Source organism: Streptomyces sp. NPDC044704, from assembly GCF_056433525.1.
In genome coordinates, this window is the sequence record NZ_JBWKGY010000013.1 from 132,444 (window position 1) to 150,889 (window position 18,446).

Annotated in this window: 15 protein-coding genes; 6 read left to right on the forward strand and 9 right to left on the reverse strand. The window is 73.8% G+C overall.

Translation table 11 applies throughout. The features are described 5' to 3' along the window. Window positions 1-114: 114 nt before the first annotated feature. A complete protein-coding gene (locus tag AC07B0_RS28005; protein WP_469379347.1) occupies window positions 115-1,269 on the reverse strand; it encodes an NAD(P)/FAD-dependent oxidoreductase in 1,155 nt (384 codons plus the stop codon). A 79-nt stretch (window positions 1,270-1,348) separates the two neighbouring features. After that, window positions 1,349-3,766 (reverse strand): collagenase, encoded by a 2,418-nt coding sequence (locus AC07B0_RS28010; protein WP_478899149.1) that lies wholly within the window; start codon window positions 3,764-3,766, stop codon window positions 1,349-1,351. A 172-nt stretch (window positions 3,767-3,938) separates the two neighbouring features. Between AC07B0_RS28010 and AC07B0_RS28015 the strand changes: the two genes are divergently transcribed. Further along, window positions 3,939-5,309, forward strand: coding sequence for an aminopeptidase P family protein (locus AC07B0_RS28015; protein WP_478899150.1), 1,371 nt, complete (start codon window positions 3,939-3,941; stop codon window positions 5,307-5,309). Between the two features lie 50 nt (window positions 5,310-5,359). Here the strand turns inward: AC07B0_RS28015 and AC07B0_RS28020 are convergent, their stop codons facing one another. Further along, a complete protein-coding gene (locus tag AC07B0_RS28020; RefSeq protein ID WP_478899151.1) occupies window positions 5,360-6,283 on the reverse strand; it encodes a LysR family transcriptional regulator in 924 nt (307 codons plus the stop codon). Between the two features lie 106 nt (window positions 6,284-6,389). Between AC07B0_RS28020 and AC07B0_RS28025 the strand changes: the two genes are divergently transcribed. Continuing rightward, window positions 6,390-7,148 (forward strand): SDR family NAD(P)-dependent oxidoreductase, encoded by a 759-nt coding sequence (locus AC07B0_RS28025; RefSeq protein WP_478899152.1) that lies wholly within the window; start codon window positions 6,390-6,392, stop codon window positions 7,146-7,148. Window positions 7,149-7,174: 26 nt separating this feature from the next. Here AC07B0_RS28025 and AC07B0_RS28030 read toward each other — a convergent pair whose 3' ends face one another. Continuing rightward, window positions 7,175-7,573, reverse strand: coding sequence for a RidA family protein (locus AC07B0_RS28030; RefSeq protein WP_356880994.1), 399 nt, complete (start codon window positions 7,571-7,573; stop codon window positions 7,175-7,177). Further along, on the reverse strand, window positions 7,570-8,694 hold the full coding sequence (locus AC07B0_RS28035) for an acyl-CoA dehydrogenase family protein (protein WP_356880992.1): 1,125 nt from the start codon (window positions 8,692-8,694) through the stop codon (window positions 7,570-7,572). The genes AC07B0_RS28030 and AC07B0_RS28035 overlap by 4 nt, the downstream gene beginning before the upstream one ends. Before the next feature lie 127 nt (window positions 8,695-8,821). Between AC07B0_RS28035 and AC07B0_RS28040 the strand changes: the two genes are divergently transcribed. The 3 genes from AC07B0_RS28040 (at window position 8,822) to AC07B0_RS28050 (ending at window position 12,150) form a co-directional block, all read left to right on the forward strand. Further along, the gene (locus AC07B0_RS28040; RefSeq protein WP_478899177.1) at window positions 8,822-10,432 is read left to right on the forward strand and encodes an AMP-binding protein; all 1,611 of its coding nucleotides are present in this window, start codon (window positions 8,822-8,824) and stop codon (window positions 10,430-10,432) included. 4 nt (window positions 10,433-10,436) lie between these two features. After that, the gene (locus AC07B0_RS28045) at window positions 10,437-11,237 is read left to right on the forward strand and encodes a PaaX family transcriptional regulator (protein WP_356880990.1); all 801 of its coding nucleotides are present in this window, start codon (window positions 10,437-10,439) and stop codon (window positions 11,235-11,237) included. A gap of 73 nt (window positions 11,238-11,310) precedes the next feature. Then, entirely contained in the window at window positions 11,311-12,150 is an 840-nt protein-coding gene (locus AC07B0_RS28050; protein WP_469379356.1) for a GNAT family N-acetyltransferase, read from the forward strand. A gap of 22 nt (window positions 12,151-12,172) precedes the next feature. On the opposite strand, the gene AC07B0_RS28055 is transcribed toward AC07B0_RS28050, so the two are convergent. Together AC07B0_RS28055 and AC07B0_RS28060 are read right to left on the reverse strand one after the other, a co-directional pair. Beyond that, a complete protein-coding gene (locus tag AC07B0_RS28055; protein WP_478899153.1) occupies window positions 12,173-14,500 on the reverse strand; it encodes a bifunctional salicylyl-CoA 5-hydroxylase/oxidoreductase in 2,328 nt (775 codons plus the stop codon). Between the two features lie 4 nt (window positions 14,501-14,504). Further along, a complete protein-coding gene (locus AC07B0_RS28060; protein WP_281209128.1) occupies window positions 14,505-15,332 on the reverse strand; it encodes an enoyl-CoA hydratase family protein in 828 nt (275 codons plus the stop codon). A gap of 287 nt (window positions 15,333-15,619) precedes the next feature. Between AC07B0_RS28060 and AC07B0_RS28065 the strand changes: the two genes are divergently transcribed. Then, window positions 15,620-16,069, forward strand: coding sequence for an ATP-binding protein (locus AC07B0_RS28065; protein ID WP_356880984.1), 450 nt, complete (start codon window positions 15,620-15,622; stop codon window positions 16,067-16,069). On the opposite strand, the gene argF is transcribed toward AC07B0_RS28065, so the two are convergent. Both argF and AC07B0_RS28075 read right to left on the reverse strand, forming a co-directional pair. Then, on the reverse strand, window positions 16,070-17,092 hold the full coding sequence (gene argF, locus AC07B0_RS28070) for an ornithine carbamoyltransferase (RefSeq protein ID WP_469379361.1): 1,023 nt from the start codon (window positions 17,090-17,092) through the stop codon (window positions 16,070-16,072). 84 nt (window positions 17,093-17,176) lie between these two features. Next, on the reverse strand, window positions 17,177-18,403 hold the full coding sequence (locus AC07B0_RS28075; RefSeq protein ID WP_356880980.1) for an arginine deiminase: 1,227 nt from the start codon (window positions 18,401-18,403) through the stop codon (window positions 17,177-17,179). Between the last annotated feature and the right edge of the window lie 43 nt (window positions 18,404-18,446).

Here is an 18,446-nt window from a genome sequence, read left to right on the forward strand (position 1 = left end):
TGGCGCCTTGTCCGGAGCGTCTTGTCGGGCGGGGCAGGGCGCCAACAAATCACGTTTTAGCCCCGGCCGACCCCCCACCCCGTCCCCGCCCCCGGCCTGGCGCGCCTCCGGTCCTCACGGGGCGGGCGCATCCGCGAAGCGGTTCGGGTGGAAGGGGGTGGGGTTCAGTGGGGGGGTGGAGGCGGTGAGGGTGGCTGCGATCAGGAGGCCGGTGGCGGGGGCCAGGCCGATGCCGGCGCCCTCGTGGCCGCAGGCGTGGAGCAGGCCCGGTACCCGGGGGTCGGGGCCGATCGCCGGGAGGTGGTCGGGGAGGTAGGGGCGGAAGCCGTGGTAGGTGCGCAGGACGCGGACTCCGGCCAGGACCGGGAAGAGGGCCGCCGCCTGGGCGGCCAGGCGGCGCAGCGCCTCGGTGGACAGGCCCCGGTCGAAGCCGACGCGTTCGCGGGTCGCGCCGATCAGGACGGGGCCGGCGGGGGTGCCCTCCACCACGGCGGAGGACTGGAGGGCGGCGGAGCCGCTGGCGACGTCGGCGATGTAGTCGGCGGCGTAGACCTTGTGCCGGACCAGGCTGGGAAGGGGTTCGGTGACGAGCACGAAGCCGCGGCGGGGCAGGACGGGCAGGGTGGTTCCGGCGAGGGCGGCGATCTGCCCGGCCCAGGTGCCCGCCGCGTTGACGACCGCCGGGGCGTGCAGGGTGCGCCGGGGGGTGCGGACGCCGCGGACCGTGCCGTCGGTGAGGAGGATCTCGGTGACCTCTTCGCCGAGGTGCAGCGCGGCTCCCGACGCGGCGAGGAGGCGGGCCGCCGCCTGGGCGGGCTGGACCTGGGCGTCCTGCGGGTAGTGGAAGCCGCCCGCGAGGCCCGGGGCCAGGTGGGGTTCCAGTTCGCGCAGGGCGTCCGGCCCGATCTCGGTGGAGAGGACCCCGCTGGCGCGCTGCCCGTCGGCGAAGACGCGTAGGGCCTTCAGGGTGCTCTCGTCGGGGGCGACGACCAGGCCGCCCTTGGCCTCGTACTCCGCCTCCGGCGGGAGGACGGCGGCGAGTTCGCGCCACAGGCCGGTGGACAGGAGCGCGAGGTCGAGTTCGGGGCCGGCCTCCTTGTCGGAGACGAGCAGGTTGCCCTCACCGGCGCCGGTCGTGCCTCCCGCGACGGGGCCGCGGTCGACGACCGCCACGGAGAGTCCGGAGCGTGCCGCGTAGTAGGCGCACGCGGCTCCGACGACACCGGCGCCGATGATGACGACGTCCGGCGAGGAGTGGGTCTGGGACACGGCAGTAATATGTCACATTCTTTTGAGGGTGCCTAGGTACCCCGCCGGCCCCTACGGAGAGGGGCCGGCCGGGTGTGGGTCAGCCGCGGAGCGGGCCCTCGCAGCTGAAGGAGGAGGTTCCCGCCGTCTTGTTGGTCCAGATCTCCACCGGGCCGAAGGAGCAGTTCATGTCGGCCAGGTTGTTGGAGGCCGCGCCGGCCCGGTCGAGGATGAAGTAGTCCACCGTCTCGGACATGTCCTTGAAGTTCTGGTCGTCGCTCCGCCAGTTCTTCAGGTTCGCGGAGATCCGGCCCGTACAGGTGAAGCGGCGCTTGCCGGGGTCGCCGTTCTCCACGCAGTCCGGCGTGTTGTACGTGGCCGTCGCGAAGGCCGACTTCACCGAGGCGAGCGCGGAGTCGCGCAGCTGGTCGTTCGGCGTGAAGGTGGTGTTCGGCACGAACAGCTGGTCGACCTTGGCGATCTGGGCGTCCAGGAAGCGGTTGTAGTCGCGCTGGAGGTAGGTGTCCGCGCCCGTGCGGTGGCGCCAGGCGTCGTACGCCGCGACGTCGTCGTTGCGCAGGTGGGTGTACATCTCGCGCAGGAGCGTGGGCTTCTCGGTCCACAGGAACTCGAAGAACGTGCCGGCGTAGCTGTAGAAGCGGAAGCCGTCGCCGTCGTAGGTGGCGTTCAGCAGCTGCTCGACGGTCATGCGCGGACCGCCGTTCGCGGTGTCGGCCATGACGGACTTGACGAGGGACTTGCGGACGGCGATGCCGTTGTCGCGGGTGGCGCCGTCGAAGAACTCGGCGGTGCCCTCGTCCATGGCGGTGGTGCGGTCGCTCTCGTACCAGGGGCCCTGGCCGAAGAAGCCGGGGACGGCGTAGCGGCCGTTGAGGTAGTGCGTGTACTCGTGGCGGAAGAGCTCTTCCAGGGTGAGGGAGGAGTCCTGCGGGACGCGGCGCTGGTAGGTGTAGAAGGTGGCGCCGTTCTCGATGTAGATGCCGCCGTTGTTGGTGTCGTATCCGGTCAGGATCGGGTGGTAGTTCTCGTAGTCGGCGCGGGAGCCGTAGAGCACGATGTTCAGCGTCGAGTTGGGGTCGCCGGCCAGCGGCTGGTCGGTGCCGAGCACGCGGTGGTACTGGGCCTTGACCTGCTTGCTGGCGTAGTAGAGCTGGTCGACGGTGGCCCGGTCGAGGCCGGTGCGGACCTTGATGGCGCCGTTGTCGTAGGTGTAGGTGTACGGGAAGATCTGCTTCTCGATGTCCTCCTTGCACACCCCGTACGGCTTGCAGGCGTCGTAGTAGTTGAGCCAGGAGACGAGCTTGGCCCACTGCTCGCTGCCGTTGCCGAAGTCCCTCCTGACCTGTTCCAGCATCCCGCCGAGGTCGGCGACTATCTGGTCCCGCAGGCCCGCGATCTCGCCGAAGCGGGCGTACTCGCTGAGCGCGTCGCGCGCCACCCAGGCGTTCGCGGTGCCCTTGAGGTGGGTGTGGGTCGCGAAGGCCTTGAACGCGGCGCGGTACGAGGGGTCGGCCGCGGCCGCGGCGTGGAAGGCGGCGTCCTGGTTGCCCGGGTAGACGCCGAGGTAGTTGACGGAGAGCGCGGCCAGCGCGGCGCCCGCCCAGGCGGCGTCGTGGTGGGTGGCCGGGTGGGCCGGGTCCATGGTTGCCAGGACCTTCTTGATGAGGCCGAGCTGGTGGTGGCGCAGGCCGGGCGCGCTGGCCGCGTAGAGGGCCTCGCGCAGGGTGTTGGCGTTGGTCTTCGTGACGTCGAAGCTGCGGGCGGCGGCGCCGAAGTCGGCGATGGCCTGCCGCATGGCGTTGACCGTCGGGGCGTCGGTGACGTCGATCTCGGTGCGCGAGTAGTCGTGGTAGGCCACGGCGTGCAGGTAGGTGAACATCTCCTCCAGGTGGGAGGAGTTGCGGCCGTCGTGGGCGGCGGACAGGGCCGAGATCCGGCGGGAGACCGCCTGGACGTGGGCGTCGGACATGACGGGCGCCAGGCGGGCGTCCCAGGTCCAGATGAGGCCCCGCAGACAGCCGTCGGCGAGGACGGCCTGGTCGCCGAGGAAGTCGGCGAACTGCTCCGGGGTGAGGTTCGTGATCCCGTCAAGGGTGCAGGGGACGCCCGCGGCCACGCTCCGCGCCGTGGGCGCGGCCTGGGCGGAGGCCGCCGCGCGGCTCTTCTCCGAGCGCTCGGCGGACGCGGCCGAGACCGGCGGGGACGCGGCCGGGACGGCGCCGGGCACCTTCCCGCCGGCCTCGGTCTTGCCGCCCGGGGCGAGGGCGGGTGCCGGTACGGGCGCCTGGGCGTCGGCGAGGCGCTCGACCTCGTCGAAGGGGTTCGGCGTGGCGGCCTCGGCCCCCGGGCCGAAGGCGCCGGGCGCGGAGGCGCCGCTCGCGGCGGCGGGGGTGCCCCGCTCGGACGCCTGGGTCACGGCCTGGCCGGCGGTGGCCAGGAGGGTGACCGCCACGGCGGCGGAGAGGAGGGACGTACGCACAGCTCTGTGCTGGGACACCGGTGACTCCTGGTTGGGAGGGAGGTGGGGGAAGTGGTGCGTGAACTGCCCTGCGTCACGCGGCGTTTGACGGGGATTAACGTGCCGCGGTGTGAGCTGTAACATAGTAATGTGAAATTGCACTGACAAGACCTGTGCGCCCACCAGTTCAGTACTTCTTGAGGGAGCCTCCGTGACCGACCACCCCTCCCGCCTGAACATCGGCAGCCACGACCTGCCGGTATCAGCCGAGTTGTCCCGCTTCATGGCGGCGGACTGGGCCGCCTCGCCGCTGTCCGCCGCGGCGCGCGTCCCCGCCCACGCCGTGACCCCCGCGCGCCGGGCCCGCCTCTCGGCGCTCTTCCCGGGCGAGCGGCTCGTCGTACCGGCGGGCGAGCTGAAGGTCCGCTCCAACGACTGCGACCACCGGTTCCGGCCGCACAGCGCGTACGCCTGGCTGACGGGCCTGACCGGCGAGGACCAGGTGGGCCACGTCCTGGTGCTGGAGCCCTCCGGGCCGAGCGGCCACGAGGCCGTCCTGTACCTGCGGCCGCGCTCGCCCCGGACCGGCGGCAACGAGGAGTTCTACCGAGACCGCCGCTACGGGGAGTTCTGGGTGGGCCGGCGCCCCGACCTCGCGGAGGCGGAACGGCTGACCGGCATCCGCTGCGCGCACCTGGACGCCCTCGGCACCCCGCCGGCCCGCGACGCCTCCACCGACCGGGAGCTGGCCACCGCCCTGTCGGAGCTGCGCCTGGTCAAGGACGCCTGGGAGGTCGGCCAGCTCCAGCTGGCGGTCGACCACACCACCGCCGGGTTCGAGGACGTCGTACGGGCCCTGCCGCGGGCGCTGGCCCATCCGCGCGGGGAGCGCTGGATCGAGGGGGTCTTCGGCCTGCGCGCCCGGGCGGAGGGCAACGGCACCGGCTACGACACGATCGCGGCCTCGGGCGCCCACGCCTGCGTACTGCACTGGATCCGCAACGACGGCCGGCTCGACGGCGGCGACCTGCTGCTGCTGGACGCGGGCGTGGAGACCGACACCCTCTACACCGCCGACATCACCCGCACCCTCCCGCTGTCGGGCCGCTTCTCCCCCGTACAGCGGCAGGTGTACGAACTGGTACTGGCCGCCCAGGACGCCGGCATGGCGGCGCTGCGCCCGGGCGCGAGCTTCCGCGACTTCCACCGCGCGGGGATGCGCGTCATCGCGGAGGGGCTCGCCGAGTGGGGGGTCCTGAAGGACGCGGAGGGCGATCTGCACCGGCGGTACACCCTGTGCAGCAGCGGACACATGCTGGGACTGGACGTCCACGACTGCGCGCAGGCGCGGGCCGACACGTACCTGGACGGCGTCCTGGAGGAGGGTCAGGTCCTCACCGTGGAACCGGGCCTCTACCTCCAGCCCGACGACGAGACCCTCCCGGCGGAGCTGCGCGGCATCGGCGTGCGCATCGAGGACGACCTGGTCGTCACCGCCGACGGCGCCCGCCTGATGTCCGGAGCCCTGCCGCGCACGGTGGCGGGCATCGAGGAGTGGATGGGCCACCTCCTGGAGGGCTAGTGCCGTGACCGGGACAAGTGCCGTGACAGGGACCAGTGCCGTGGCCTGGACTAGGCAGTGCCGTCCCGGCCCGCGTCCCGGTCGCCCAGGCGCGCCACCAGTTCCTCGACGAAGACGTCGAGATGGGGCGGCCGGGGGCCGGGGCGGGTGGCGCAGTACCAGGTGCGGGTGAGGGGCCGGGCGCCGATGCGGACCAGGGCCAGGCCGTGCGAGGCGACGTACGGGGCGGCGACCCAGTTCGGCAGGACCGTGACGCCCTGGCCGCCCGCCACCATCTCGACGACCAGGTCGGTCACGACCGGCATGGTCGTGATCCGGCCCGGCCGGGCCCCCTCCGGGAGGGGCAGGTGCAGCGACGGGATGCGCTGCTGGTCGTAGAAGTCGTAGAGGACCAGGTCCACCCCGTCGAAGTCACGGGCGGTCAGGTGGGCGCGGGAGGCCCACGGATGGCCGGCGGGGACCACCGCCGTCATCTCGTCCTCGAAGAGGCGGACCAGCTCCACCTTGTCCGCCTGCGCGTCGATCTTGGTGACCAGCGCGACGTCGACCTGGTCGGCGAGCAGTGCCGGGACCGGGGCGTCGTCGGGGACGGTCTCGATGCGGACCTCGATGCCGGGCGCGCGCTCGCGGAAGGCGCGCAGGACGGGCGGGAGCCAGGGAAAGGTGGTGCTGCACTGGGCGGTGAAGCGCACCCGCCGGTCGCGTCCGTCGCGGAGCTCCCGCAGGTCGCGGGAGGCTGACTCCAGTTCGCCGAGGACGTGGTGGGCGGCGGCCAGCAGCCGGCGGCCCGCCGCGTTGGGCACCAGGCGGCGGCCCTCGCGGTCGAAGACGCGCATGCCGAGGCGGGACTCCAGCCGGGTGAGCCGCTGGCTGAGGGCGGGCTGGCTGACGTAGAGCCGTTCGGCGGCCGCGGTCAGGGAGCCGGCCTCTGCCGTGGCGTGCAGGAGCTCCAGGTCACGCAGGTCCACATCCATAACCGTGGATTATCACATGCTCCGATTTCCGTCGTGGTGTGATGGGCTGACGGCTCGTAGGTTCGTGGGGTCCCCCGTTGATCCGGCCCGGAAGGCACCCCCCACCATGACCGACACCAGCACCGCCCGCGTCCCCGTCACCACCGCCCTGGTCACCGGCGCCTCCAGCGGGATCGGGCTCGACATCGCCCGCGCCTTCCTGGCCGACGGCGCCGCCGTGGTCCTCGGCGGCCGTGACGCCGGCCGGCTGGAGCGGGTCGCCGCCGGCCTCGGGCACCCCGAGCGCACCGCCTGGGTCGCGGGCGACATCGCGGACCCGCGGACCGGAGAGGCGCTCGTGGCCACCGCCCTGGAGCGGTTCGGCCGGATCGACGTCCTGGTCAACAACGCGGGCACCTTCGCCTCCAAGCCGTTCACCGAGGTGACCGAGGAGGAGCTCGACGGCTTCCTCACCGGCAACCTGAAGGGCACCTACCTCACCACGCAGGCCGTGGTGCGGGCCCTGCGCGCGCAGGGCGAGGGCGGCAGCATCGTCAACATCGGCACCGTGCTGGTCGACCACGGCCTGGCCGGCTTCCCGGCCTCCGCGCCGGTGGTCAGCAAGGCCGGGGTGCACGCGCTGACGACGAGCCTGGCCGCGGAGCTCGCCGCGGACGGCATCCGGGTCAACCTCGTGTCGCCCGGCATCATCCGCACGCCCCTGCACGGAGGTTCCGAGGTGGACGCCTTCGGCGGCCTCGCCCTGCTGAACCGCGTGGGCGAGGTCTCCGAGATCTCCGAGGCCGTGCTCTACCTCGCGGGGGCGGCGTTCGTCACCGGACACGCCCTGCGCGTGGACGGGGGCCACGTCACGGGCCGCCCCTGAGCCCCGCCCCGCGCGGAGGGCGCCGCCTACGACAGGACCGCGATGCCGTCCAGTTCGACCAGGGCCTCGGCGTCCCACAGCCGGACGATTCCGACCACGGCCATCGCCGGGTAGTCACGGCCGGCCAACCGCCGCCACACCCGCCCGAGTTCGCCGGCGTGTTCGCGGTACGCCGCCACGTCCGCCGCGTACACCGTGACGCGGGCGAGGTCCGCCGGGGTGCCGCCCGCCGCCGCGAGGGCGGCCAGGAGGTTGGTCAGGGCCTGCTCGAACTGCTCGGGCAGGGTCTCGCCCACCACCTTCCCGGCGGCGTCCAGCGCGGTCTGCCCCGCCAGGAACACGAGGCGGCCCCCGGTGGCGACGACGGCGTGCGAGAAGCCGGCCGCCGGGGACAGCCGCTCCGGGTTGACGCGTTCCAGGCTCATCGGGCCGCCACCTCCCGGTACAGCTCCTTCGCGATGATCGTGCGCTGCACCTCGCTGGCGCCCTCGTAGATCCTGGGGGCCCGCACTTCCCGGTAGAGGTGCTCCAGCAGATGGCCGCGGCGCAGGGCGGCCGCTCCGTGCAGCTGGACGGCGTGGTCGACGACGTACTGGGCCGTCTCGGTGGCGAGGAGCTTGGCCATCGCCGCCCGGCGGGGGACGTCGGGAGCGCCGCGGTCGTGGGCCCCGGCGGCCGCGTAGACCAGCAGCCGGGCCGCTTCGGTGCGGGTGGCCATCTCGGCGACCCGGTGCGCGACGGCCTGGAGGTCGGCCAGGACCCCGCCGAAGGCGGTCCGGCCCGCCGTGTGCGCGAGGGTGGCGTCCAGGGCGGCGCGGGCCATGCCGACGGCGAACGCGCCGACGCTCGGCCGGAACAGGTTCAGCGTCCGCATGGCGACGCGGAAGCCCTGCCCGGGCTCGCCGAGGACGTCCTCCGGGCCGACGGGCACCCCGTCGAAGGCGAGGGAGCCGATCGGGTGCGGCGACAGCATGTCCAGGGCCTCGCCGCTGAGGCCCCCGCGGTCCGCGGGGACCAGGAAGGCGGTGATGCCCTTGGCGCCGGGCGCCTCACCCGTCCGGGCGAACACGGTGTAGAAGTCCGCCTCGGGGGCGTTGGAGATCCAGCACTTGGCTCCGGTCAGCCGCCAGCCCGGCCCGTCCGGCTCGGCGGCCAGGGCCAGGGCCGCCGCGTCCGAGCCGGCGCCCGGCTCGCTCAGCGCGAAGGCCGCCACGGTCCGCCCCGCCCGTACGCCGGGCAGCCAGCGTTCCCGCTGCGCCGCGCTGCCCGCACCGAGCACGGGGTGCGCGCCGAGGCCCTGGAGGGCCAGGGCGGTCTCCGCCTCGGTGCATCCGTAGGCCAGGGACTCCCGGAGCAGGCACAGCTCCAGCGCGCCGGAGGTGAACACCCGCTCCAGCAGGCCCAGTTCCCCGAGTTCCGCGAGCAGCGGGCGGTTCACGCGGCCCGGTTCGCCCTTCTCGGCGAGCGGCCTCAGCCGTTCCCGCGCCAGGGTGCGCAGCCGGCCGCACCATTCCTCTTCTTCCGCCCCGAGCGCGAATCCGGTCATCCGAATGCCCCAGTTCTATCGCGTCCTGTTGACTGCCGTCACCATCACGATACGCTCGTGTCGCGACCGCACGGCCGGCTCCACCTCAATCCGGACGTTGCAAGGGGGCGAACCCGCCTTGGAGCTCATGCCTTCCGCCCACGCCGACACCTTTGCCCGGGACCATCTCCCGCCCGCCCACGCCTGGCCGAACCTGCTGTTCGAACTCCCCGAACTGGCCTATCCGGACCGGCTGAACTGCGGAGCCGAGCTGCTCGACGCCACCATCGGCCGGTTCGGGCCGGACCGGCCGGCGTTCCGCAGCGGCTCGGGCGAGGTGTGGTCGTACGGGGAACTGCGCGAGCGCGTGGACCGCCTGGCCCACGTCCTCACCGTGGATCTCGGCGTGGTGCCCGGCAACCGGGTCCTGCTGCGCGGGCCCACCGGCCCCTGGCTTGCCGCCTGCTGGCTGGCGGTCATGAAGGCGGGCGCGGTGGCCGTCACCGTACTGGCCCAGCAGCGGGCCCAGGAGCTGGCCACGGTGTGCGCGATGGCCCGGGTGCGGCACGCCCTGTGCCACGTGAGCGCCCTCGACGACCTGGCGAAGGCCGAGGTGCCCGGGCTGCGGATCACCGCGTACGGCGGGGAGGCACCGGACGACCTGCTGCGGCTGGCGCGGGCGCACTCCGCTCCCTACGAGGCCGTCGGGACCTCCGCCGACGACGTGGCGCTGATCGCCTTCACCTCCGGGACCACCGGCCGCCCCAAGGGCTGCATGCACTTCCACCGGGACCTGCTCGCCGTCGCCGACACCTTCTCCGCCGGCGTGCTGCGCCCCCGTCCCGACGACGTGTTCGCGGGCAGTCCCCCGCTCGGGTTCACCTTCGGCCTCGGCGGGCTGGTGGTGTTCCCGCTGCGGGCCGGCGCCTGCGCGCTGCTGCTGGAACAGGCCGCGCCCCGGGCGCTGCTGCCCGCGCTCGCCGAGCACCGGGTGACGGTGCTGTTCACCGCCCCCACCGCCTACCGGTCGATGCTGGACACGCTCGGCCCGTACGACACGGGCGCCTACGACCTGTCCGCGCTGCGCCGCTGCGTCTCGGCGGGCGAGAACCTGCCCGAGGCGACCTGGCGGGCCTGGTACGAGCGCACCGGCCTGCGGATCATCAACGGGATCGGGGCCACCGAGCTGCTGCACATCTTCATCTCGGCGGCTGACGAGGACATCCGCCCCGGCACGACCGGCCGGGTGGTGCCGGGCTGGCAGGCCCGGGTGGTGGACCCGTCGGGGCGGCCGGTGGCGGACAACGAGCCGGGGCTGCTGGCGGTGCGGGGGCCGGTGGGCTGCCGCTACCTGGCCGACCCGCGGCAGGGCGAGTACGTGCGGGACGGCTGGAACCTGACCGGCGACACCTACGTCCGCGATCCGGAGGGCTACTTCCGCTACGTCGCCCGCGCCGACGACATGATCATCTCCGCCGGGTACAACATCGCGGGCCCGGAGGTCGAGGAGGCCCTGCTGCGCCATCCGGACGTGGTGGAGGCGGCGGTCGTCGGCCGGCCCGACGAGCGGCGCGGGCAGGTCGTGGTGGCGTACACCGTCCTGCGGGAGGGGGTGGTGCTGACCGAGGACGACCTGCGGACCTTCATGCGCGGCGAGCTGGCCCCGCACAAGTGCCCGCGCTCGTTCGTGTTCCTCCCGGCGCTGCCGCGCACCGCGACCGGCAAACTCCAACGGTTCCGGCTGCGCGATCTAGAGTGAACCCGTGGCCGAGCAGCACACTCCGCGATCCCTGATCGTCACGTTCTACGGCGCCTACGGGCGGTCCTTCGAGGGCCCCGTACCGGTGTCCGCCCTGGTCCGCCTGCTGGGCGCGGCCGGGGTGGACGCGCCGTCCGTCCGCTCCTCGGTGTCGCGCCTCAAGCGGCGCGGCTTCCTGGAGCCGGCGCGGGCGGCGGACGGCTCGGCCGGGTACGCCCTCTCCGAGGAGGCCCGGCTGCTGCTGGCGGACGGGGACCGGCGGATCTACGGCGAACCCCCGGTCTCGGGGGAATGGCTGGTCGCGGTGTTCTCCGTACCGGAGCAGGAGCGGCACAAGCGGCACCTGCTGCGCTCCCGGCTGGCCCGCCTCGGCTTCGGGGCCGTCGCCCCCGGCGTCTGGATCGCCCCGGCGCACCTGGCCGGGGAGACCGGCCACACCCTGGAGCGGCTGCACCTGACGGCGTACGTGGAGCTGTTCCGCGGCGCCCACCTCGGCTTCGCCCCGACCGCCGAGGCCGTGGCCCGCTGGTGGGACCTGGCAGCGCTGGCCAAGCAGCACGAGGAGTTCCTCGACCTGCACGAACCGGCCCTGCGCTCCCTCCAGAGCGGCCCGGAGCCCACCCCGGAAGCGGCCTACCGGACCTACCTGCCGGCCCTGGACACCTGGCGCCGCCTGCCGTACGCCGACCCGGGGCTGCCCCGCGACCTGCTGCCCGCCGACTGGCCGGGCGACCGCGCGGCCGCGGTCTTCGCCGAACTCCACGCCCGGCTCCGCGACACGGGCGCCCTCTTCGTGCGGGAGTAGCCCCCGCCCCCGGCGGGCGCGGCCTGGCGGAAACTCCGGTGCGCGGCGCGTCCGGGGCACGCCACGATGGGCCATGACATGGACCTTCAGCACTGATCTGGCGGCCTACCTGGCCGCCGCGCGCCCGGCCGTGGCCGCGCAGCCCGTCGTCAACACCCTCCTGCTGACCGTCGCCGACGCCCTGGAACGGCGCGGCCCGCACGCCCACGGTCCCGGGGAGCCCGTCTTCGGCTGGTGGACGGGGGCGGACGGGGCCGTCGCCGGGGCGGTGCTGCGCACGCCGCCGTTCCCGCTGGTCCTCGGCGCTCTGCCCGGGGAGGCCGTGCGGGCCCTGGGCGGCGCGCTGGCCGCCGAGCCGCTCCTCGCCGGGGTCGACGCCTTCAACGTGCGGGCCCGGGACGTGCCCGTGCTGGCCCCGGCCTGGGGGGCGCCGTCCCGGGTCGCGGAGCAGAGCCGGCTGTACCGGCTCGCCGCGCCGACGGCCCCCGACCCGTTCCCGCGGGGGCGGGCCCGGCCCGCGGCCGAGGGGGACCTGCCGCTGCTGCGGGAGTGGAACGAGGCGTTCGCCCGGGAGACCGGCCAGCCGGGCGCCGCCTCCGAGGCGGCCCTGCGCGACCGGATCTCCTACGGGGGGATCCTGCTCTGGGAGGACGGGGGCACCCCGGTGTCGACGGCCGGCTTCTCCCGCCCGATCGGCTCCGTCTCCCGCGTGTACCCGGTGTACACGCCGCCCGGCGCCCGGGGCCGCGGCTACGCCGCCGGGGTGACGCACGCGGTGGGCGCGGCGGCGTACGCGGCCGGGGCCGCGGAGGTGCTGCTGTTCACCGACCTGGACAACCCCACCAGCAACGGCGTCTACCGGCGCATCGGCTACGTCCCGGTCGAGGACCGCGTCCAGCTGGTCCGCGCCTGAGCGCGGCCGGCGCCGGGCGCGGTCAGCCCCGGCCCGTCGGGGGTTTGCGGCTGCCGGCCCGGTACGGGTCGGGCCAGGGGGCGGCCGGGCCGGCGTAGTCCTGGTCGGCGGCCGCGTGCAGGGTCCAGTTCGGGTCGTAGAGGTGCGGGCGGCCCACGGCGCACAGGTCGGCGCGGCCGGCCAGGAGCAGGGAGTTGACGTCGTCCCAGGAGGAGATGGCGCCGACCGCGATGACCGGGACGCCGAGGGCGTTGCGGATCCGGTCGGCGTGGGGGGTCTGGTAGGAGCGCCCGTACTCGGGCTTCTCGTCGGCCACCACCTGGCCCGTCGAGACGTCGACGGCGTCGGCTCCGTGCGCGGCGAAGGCGGCGGCGATCCCCTCGGCCTCCTCGGGCGTGGTGCCGCCGGGGGCCCAGTCGGTCGCCGAGAGGCGGACCGTCATCGGGCGGTCCTCGGGCCAGACCTCGCGGACCGCGTCGAAGACCTCCAGCGGGAACCGCAGCCGCTTCTCCGGGGAGCCCCCGTAGGCGTCGTCGCGGTGGTTGGTGAGCGGGGACAGGAAGCCGGACAGCAGGTAGCCGTGCGCGCAGTGCAGTTCCAGCAGGTCGAAGCCGCAGTCGGCGGCGCGTACGGCGGCGGCCGCGAACTCGGAGCGGATCGCCGTGAGGTCGTCGCGCGTCAGGGCGCGCGGGACGGCGGAGACGCCCGGCCGGTAGGGCAGCGCGGAGGCCGCGACGAGCGGCCAGTTGCCCTGCGGGAGCGGTTCGTCCATGCCCTCCCACATGACGCGCGTCGAGCCCTTGCGGCCGGAGTGGCCGAGCTGCACGCCGAGGGCCGCGCCGGGGGCGGAGGTGTGGACGAAGTCCACGATCCGTTTCCAGGCGGTGGCCTGTTCGGCCGTCCACAGGCCCGCGCAGGCGGGGGTGATGCGGCCTTCGGCGCTGACGCAGACCATCTCGGTCATGACGAGTCCGGCGCCGCCGAGGGCCCGCGCGCCCAGGTGCACCAGGTGGAAGTCCCCCGGCACCCCGTCCCGCGCGGAGTACATGTCCATGGGCGAGACGACGACCCGGTTGCGCAGGGTCAGCCCGCGCAGGGTGAACGGGGTGAACATCGGCGGTGTTCCCGCGCCCCCGGGGGTCTGCGGGTCCGGCTGCGGGCAGCCGAAGTCCCGTTCCACGGCGCGGGTGAAGCGGGGGTCGCGCAGCCGGAGGTTGTCGTGGGTGACGCGGCGGCTGCGGGTGAGGAGGTTGAAGGCGAACTGCCGGGCGGGCTGGGCGACGTAGCCCTCGATGTCCTCGAACCAGCGCATGCTGGCGGCGGCCGCCCGCTGGGTGCTGGCCACGGCGGGGCGGCGGGCCTCCTCGTAGGCCGCGAGGGCCTGCGGGACGGCGGGCTCCGCCGCCAGTGCCTCGGCGAGCGCGAGGGCGTCCTCGACGGCGAGTTTGGTGCCGGAGCCGATGGAGAAGTGGGCGGTGTGCGCGGCGTCTCCGACGAGGGCGACGTTGCCGTGCGACCAGCTGCCGCAGACGACGGTGGGGAATCGGGTCCACGCCGAGCGGTTGCCGCGCAGGGGCCGTCCCCGCAGGGCCTCGCCGAAGGTCTTGGCGCAGCGGGCGGCGGACTCCTCCTCGTCGCAGAGGTCGAACCCGGCGGCCCGCCACACCTCCTCGCGCATCTCGACGATCACGGTGGAGGCGCCGGACCGGATCCGCGGCCCTGCGGGCCCCGGTGCGCGGTGGTCGTCGGGCGTCGGGCGGGAGTACGGGTAGGCGTGCAGCTGCATCACGCCGTGCTCGGTCTCCGCGATCTCGAAGCGGAAGGCGTCGAAGGCGAAGTCGGCGGCGAGCCAGATGTAGCGGCAGCGTCCTTCCGTCACGGTCGGCCGGAAGTGCGCGGCGCCGCTGGTGCGGGTGGCGCTGTGCACCCCGTCGGCGGCGACCACCAGGTCGTGGGTCGCGGCGAGGGCCCAGGCGTCGGGGGCGCCGGTACGGAAGCGGAGCCGCACTCCGAGTCCGGCGCAGCGCTCGTGGAGGATCTCCAGCAGCCGGCGTCGGCCCAGCGCCGCGAAACCGTGGCCGCCGGAGGTGAGGAGCCGGCCGCGGTGCACGACGTCCACGTCGTCCCAGCGGACGAACTCGGCGCCGAGGGCGGCGTGGACGACGGTGTCAGCCCGTTCGATGCCGCCCAGGGTCTCGTCGGAGAGGACGACGCCGAAGCCGAAGGTGTCGTCGGGGGCCCGGCGTTCCCACACCTCGACGCGGTGGCCCTGCCGGGCGAGCAGTGCGGCCGTGTACAGGCCGCCCGGTCCCCCGCCGAGGACGGCCACCCGCAGGGCGCTCGCTGCCATGTGGCTACCTGCCCTTCCACTCCGGCGGGCGCTTCCCGGTGAAGGCCGCGTGGAACTCCGCGTAGTCCTGGCCGTGCATCAGGAGGGCCTGGGTGTTGGCGTCCAGCTCCACCGACGCGGCCAGCGGCATGTCGAGTTCCGCGGTCAGCAGGGCCTTGGTCTGGGCGTGGGCGAGGGCGGGTCCGGCGGCGAGCCGGGCGGCCAGTTCGGCGGCCCGGGCGTCGGCCTTGCCCTCGTCGACGAGTTCGCTGAGGAGCCCGATGCGTTCGGCCTCGGGGGCGCGTACGGGCTCTCCGAGCATCAGGAGCCGGGTGGCGTGGCCGAGGCCGACGACCCGGGGCAGCAGGTAGGCGGCGCCCATGTCGCCGCCGGAGAGTCCGACCCGGGTGAACAGGAACGCGAAGCGGGCGGTGGGGTCGGCGATCCGGAAGTCGGCGGCGAGGGCGAGGACGGCTCCGGCTCCGGCGGCCACCCCGTGCACGGCGGCGATCACCGGGAAGGGGCATTCGCGGACGGCCCGCACGACCTGGCCGGTCATCCGGTTGAAGTCGAGGAGTTCGGCGGTGTCCATGGCGAGGGTGGCGCCGATGATCTCGTCCACGTCTCCGCCGGAGCAGAAGCCGCGTCCCTCTCCGGCCAGGACGAGGGCGCGCACGGAGCGTTCGCGGGACAGTTCGGCGAGCAGATCGCGCAGGTCGGCGTAGGCGCCGAAGGTGAGCGCGTTCAGCTTCTCGGGGCGGTCGAGGGTGACGGTGGCCACGCCGTCCTGCCGGGTCACCCGCAGGTGGCGCCACCGTTCGGTCGCTGGTGTGGAACCGGTGAAGGGGCTCACGGAACCGACGGTATCACCGAGTCGTGACCATCGTCACAGAAACGCGACAGATGGATCGCGGGCATACGGGTGCCGGAGGTCCCGGCCCGTGGTGACGGTGGTCCCTTGCCGTTCGGCCGGGGTGCCCTACGGGTCCGCGGCGGGGGTTCGTATGGTTGAAAGCGGGAGTTCCCCGTTCCGCCACCGGCGGGATCTCCCGCCGCACACCGGGACGACCCCCTGCCCGCCGGGACGGCCCCCGCCCGCACACCCGCCCAGCCGTACGCCCACGGAACGGAGGAACCCCCGTGCCCGATCCCTCCGCCTGGCGGATCGCCCTCCCGCACACGGCCGCCGCCGTGCCCCTCGCCCGGGCCCTGGTGCGGACCGCGCTCACGGAGGCCCGGCCGGCCGCCGACAGCGACACCGCGGAACTGCTGACGGCCGAGCTGGTGGCCAACGCCGTGGAGCACACCGCCGAGGGCGCGGGGATCGAGCTCGTCGTGGAGCTGCTGCCGACCGGCTGTCAGGTCGAGGTCCATGACGGGGACCCGGACCCGCCGGGCGATCTGACGGCCCGCCCGGACGACACGCACCCCGACCCCTGGCAGGAACACGGCCGCGGCCTGCTGCTGATCCGGACGCTGAGCTCCTCCTGCGGCCACCGGCTCACCGAACGCGGCAAGGCCGTGTGGTTCACCCTCGCGGCGCGCGCCGCGGCCGGCGCGGAGGTCCGCATCCCGCACCCCCGCGCATGACTATGCGACCGACCGCGCGACCGGCTTCGCCAGCGTGGCCACCAGGACGGCCTTGATCGTGTGGAGCCGGTTCTCGGCCTGGTCGAAGACGACCGAGTGCGCGGACTCGAACACCTCGTCCGTGACCTCCAGCGAGTCGAGGCCGTACCGCTCGAACACCTCCCGCGCCACCTCCGTACCGAGGTCGTGGTAGGCGGGCAGGCAGTGCAGGAACTTCACGTCCGGGTTGCCCGTCGCGCGCAGCACGTCCATGGTGACGGCGTACGGGGCCAGCGCCTCGATCCGCTCCGCCCAGACCTCCTTGGGCTCGCCCATCGAGACCCAGACGTCCGTGGCCACGAAGTCGGCCTGGGCCACGCCCTCGGCGACGTCCTCGGTGAGGGTGATCCGGGCCCCGCAGGCGGCGGCCAGCTCGCGGGCCCGCGCGACGACGGCCTCGGCCGGCCAGTAGGCCTTCGGCGCGACGATCCGTACGTCCATGCCCAGGAGCGCGCCGGTCACCAGGTAGGAGTTGCCCATGTTGAAGCGGGCGTCGCCGAGGTAGGCGAAGGCGGTCCGCTCCAGGGGCTTGGTGCCGTGCTCGGTCATGGTGAGCACGTCGGCGAGCATCTGGGTGGGGTGCCAGTCGTTCGTGAGGCCGTTGAAGACGGGCACGCCGGCGTGTGCGGCGAGCTCCTCGACGGCGTCCTGGCGGTCGCCCCGGTACTCGATCCCGTCGAACATCCGGCCGAGGACGCGCGCCGTGTCGCGGACGGACTCCTTGTGCCCCATCTGGGATCCGGACGGGTCCAGGTACACGGTGCGGGCGCCCTGGTCGGCGGCGGCCACCTCGAAGGCGCAGCGGGTGCGCGTGGAGGTCTTCTCGAAGATCAGCGCGATGTTCTTCCCCAGGAGGCGGCGCTCCTCGGCCCCGGCCCTCTTGGCGGCCTTGAGTCCGGCGGCCAGCTCGACCAGACCGCGGAACTCGGCGGCGGTGAAGTCGAGCTCCTTCAGGAAACTGCGGCCGAAGAGGTCGGTGGCCATGGGGGACTCTCCAGGGTGACGCTGACAGGGAATGCTGGAAGTCTATACGATCCTCTGTATTGATATACAGCCCCCTGCCGGACCTCAGACGGCGTCCCTTTCGACCGGGCAGCTCATGCACCGCGGCCCGCCCCGCCCGCGGCCCAGCTCGCTGCCGGGGATCTCGATCACCTCGATGCCCTCCCGGCGCAGGTGGGTGTTGGTGGTGACGTTCCGCTCGTACGCGACGACCACCCCCGGCTCCACGGCCAGCACGTTGCACCCGTCGTCCCACTGCTCGCGCTCCGCCGAGTGCACGTCCTGTGTGGCCGTGAGGACCCGGATCTTGCCGAGCCCGAGCGCGTCCGCGATCGCCTTGTGCATGTGCTCCGGCGCGTGGTCGCTCACCCGGAGCTCGCCGGCCCCCTCGCCCGGGCGGATGGTGTAGGAGCGGAGCATGCCGAGGCCCGCGTACTGGGTGAAGGTGTCCGCGTCGACCATCGTCATCACCGTGTCGAGGTGCATGAAGGCCCGCCGCTTGGGCATGTCGAGCGCGACGATGACCGTCGCCGAGCCGGCCGCGAACAGGCCCCGGGCGAGCATCTCCACCGCCTGCGGGGTGGTGCGCTCGCTCATCCCGATCAGCACGGCGCCGTTCCCGATGACGAGCACGTCCCCGCCCTCGATCGTCGAGGGGTAGTCGGACTGCCCCTGCGACCAGTAGTGGAAGGCGCCGGAGCCGGTGAACAGCGGGTGGTGCCTGTAGATCGCCTCGAAGTGCACGGTCTCGCGCTGCCGGGCCGGCCAGCGCATCGCGTTGATGGACACGCCGTCGTAGATCCAGGCGGAGGTGTCGCGGGTGAAGAGGTGGTTGGGCAGCGGCCCGAGGAGGAAGTCGTCGAGGTCCATCGCGTGGAAGCGCACCGAGACCGGTTCGGGATGCCGTTCCAGGAACTCCCGCTTGGTCATGCCGCCGACGAGCGCCTCGGCGAGGTCGGCCGAGGAGAGCCCGTCGAAGGCCGCTCTCAGGTGGCCGGTGGCGAGCGGCCCGTACTCCTTCTCGTCGAAGACCCGGTCCAGGACGAGCTTCCTGGCCTCGACGATGTCGAGGGACTCGCGGAGCAGGTCGCCGAACAGGTGGACGGCCACGCCCCGGTCGCGCAGGACGTCCGCGAACCCGTCGTGCTCCTGGCGGGCCCGACGCACCCACAGGACGTCGTCGAAGAGCAGCGCGTCCTTGTTGCTCGGTGTGAGCCGCTTCAGCTCCAGGTCGGGCCGGTGGAGGATGACGCGGCGGAGCCGCCCGGTCTCGGAGTCGACATGGAATCCCATGCCCTACACGTTCCCAGACCGGGCGGGTTTTCGAACGCGCCGG

Bases quoted from the DNA above. Each gene is read 5' to 3' on its own strand.
- AC07B0_RS28020 (WP_478899151.1), bottom strand. From the start codon at position 6,283: ATGGATGTGGACCTGCGTGACCTGGAGCTCCTGCACGCCACGGCAGAG.
- AC07B0_RS28025 (WP_478899152.1), top strand. From the start codon at position 6,390: ATGACCGACACCAGCACCGCCCGCGTCCCCGTCACCACCGCCCTGGTC.
- AC07B0_RS28030 (WP_356880994.1), bottom strand. From the start codon at position 7,573: ATGAGCCTGGAACGCGTCAACCCGGAGCGGCTGTCCCCGGCGGCCGGC.
- AC07B0_RS28035 (WP_356880992.1), bottom strand. From the start codon at position 8,694: ATGACCGGATTCGCGCTCGGGGCGGAAGAAGAGGAATGGTGCGGCCGG.
- AC07B0_RS28040 (WP_478899177.1), top strand. From the start codon at position 8,822: ATGCCTTCCGCCCACGCCGACACCTTTGCCCGGGACCATCTCCCGCCC.
- AC07B0_RS28050 (WP_469379356.1), top strand. From the start codon at position 11,311: ATGACATGGACCTTCAGCACTGATCTGGCGGCCTACCTGGCCGCCGCG.
- AC07B0_RS28055 (WP_478899153.1), bottom strand. From the start codon at position 14,500: ATGGCAGCGAGCGCCCTGCGGGTGGCCGTCCTCGGCGGGGGACCGGGC.
- argF (WP_469379361.1), bottom strand. From the start codon at position 17,092: ATGGCCACCGACCTCTTCGGCCGCAGTTTCCTGAAGGAGCTCGACTTC.
- AC07B0_RS28075 (WP_356880980.1), bottom strand. From the start codon at position 18,403: ATGGGATTCCATGTCGACTCCGAGACCGGGCGGCTCCGCCGCGTCATC.